At 74.8% G+C, this 1,818-nt stretch carries 1 protein-coding gene; it reads left to right on the plus strand.

Translation table 11 applies throughout. The features are described 5' to 3' along the window. Positions 1 to 223: 223 nt before the first annotated feature. Positions 224 to 1,818, plus strand: a 1,595-nt coding sequence (locus ACFQGU_RS17295) for a S8 family serine peptidase (protein WP_386768945.1), incomplete at its 3' end; no start/stop codon positions are given.

Genomic DNA, 1,818 nt, shown 5'->3' on the forward strand with positions numbered 1-1,818 from the left:
GCGGCATCCACCGCGCGAGCCTCGAAGAGAGCCTCGCGGTGATCGGTGCGTTCTCCGCCGTCCTCGAGACCGCCGACCCCACCGGCTGACCCGGCGGCACGGCTCGGCCGTACGGTCACATTTGCGCGGCGGGTTGGGAACCGTTCACTGCGCGGTGATAGGAAGCAGGTGGCGCCACGGGGGTGACGTCGCGAGGGCGGGCTGCCGCCGATGAGGTCACCACATGCTTGTCTCACGTCCCGTCGCCGTTCTCGGGGCCGTCGTCCTGGCCGCCGCGGCCCTCGGCTCGGGGCCGGCCGCCGCCGCGCCGGCCGACCCGACGCCCCAGGTCCCGGACCGCGCCGTATCCCCCCTGCGCATCAGCGGCGCCGTCGGCCGCGACGACGCCCGAGCGCTCGTCTCGGCCCGGTCGGGGCGCTCGACCACCACCTTCGCCGTCCGCAGCACCCGCGCCTCGGCCACCCCGGGCGTCCGGGCCGCAGCAGGCTCGCTCGGTGCCGAGCTGGCGCCGGCCAGCAGCCCGCTGGCTGCACTGGGCTGGACGTCGGTCACGGTGCCGACCTCCGAGGCCGACGCGACCCGCGCCCGCCTCGCAGCCCTACCCGGCGTGGCCGAGGTGGTCGTGGCCCAGCCCCGCTTCCCCGACTACGTCCCCAACGACTCGCTCTACGCCTCGCAGCAGGCTCCGATGATGACGGCGCTGCAGGAGCCGACCGCGTGGGACATCGCGCAGGGGTCCGGCATCACGATCGCGGTGCTCGACGGCGGGTTCCACGTGACGCACCCCGACCTCGCGAGCAAGATCGACACCACGTGGGACGTCGTCGCCGGCAACGCGACCGTCACCGACTCGCCCACCGACACCGTCCCTGGCCACGGCACGGCGGCGGCCAGCGTGGCCGCGGCCGCGACGAACAACGGCGTGGGCATCGCCGGCGCCGCACCGCTCGCCCGGCTCATGCTGGTCCAGGTCGGCGACGACGCCAACGCGGGCGAGATCACCGACCTGACCTCCGCCGCCGGCATCCGGTGGGCCGTGGACCACGGCGCCGACGTGATCTCCATGAGCTACGGCGCCGTCGGCACGCCGTCGGCGCCGGAGAGCGACGCCGTCGCCTACGCCATCGCGAACGACGTGGTCGTGGTCGCCTCCGCGGGCAACGACGGCACGAGCGTCGCGCACTACCCGGCAGCGCTGGCGGGCGTCCTCGCCGTGGGCGCCACCACCAACACCGGGACGACGCAGGCGAGCTGGAGCACGTACGGGTCGTGGGTGGACATCGCGGCACCTGGCGAGGGCGTCCCGGTGGCGCTGCCGGCCGTGGCCGACGACCAGGACGGCATGGTCGACGGCTACTCGGTCTGGCAGGGCACGTCGTTCTCCGGCCCTCTGGTCGCCGGGATCGCGGCGGTGCTGCGCAGCGCGAACCCGTCGGCCACCGAGGCCGAGGTGCGCGCCGCGCTGACCTCGACCACGAAGCCGATCACGAAGACCAACAGCGGCTACGCCCATGGTCTCGTGCAGGCGGCGACGGCCGCGCGGATCCTCGTGAACCCGAGCATCACCGCGCCCGCCGAGGGCGCCGCGCTCTCCGGCACCGTGACGGTCTCTGCCACGAGCGCGGCATCGAACGTGCGGTTCTCCGTCGACGGCACGACGGTCGCCACGAAGATCGCCACCTCGGGCGGCGTCGCATCCGGCCAGCTCGGCACCTACGGCCTCGCCGGCGACGTCACGCTGCGGGCGCAGAGCTGCACCACGCTCGCGTGCGGGACCGGCACGACCCGCACCGTGTCGGTCACCAACCCCGCGCCCGT

The sequence above is a fragment of the Longivirga aurantiaca genome (assembly GCF_042660085.1).
In the GTDB taxonomy this organism is placed as follows: Bacteria; Actinomycetota; Actinomycetes; order S36-B12; family CAIYMF01; genus Longivirga; species Longivirga aurantiaca.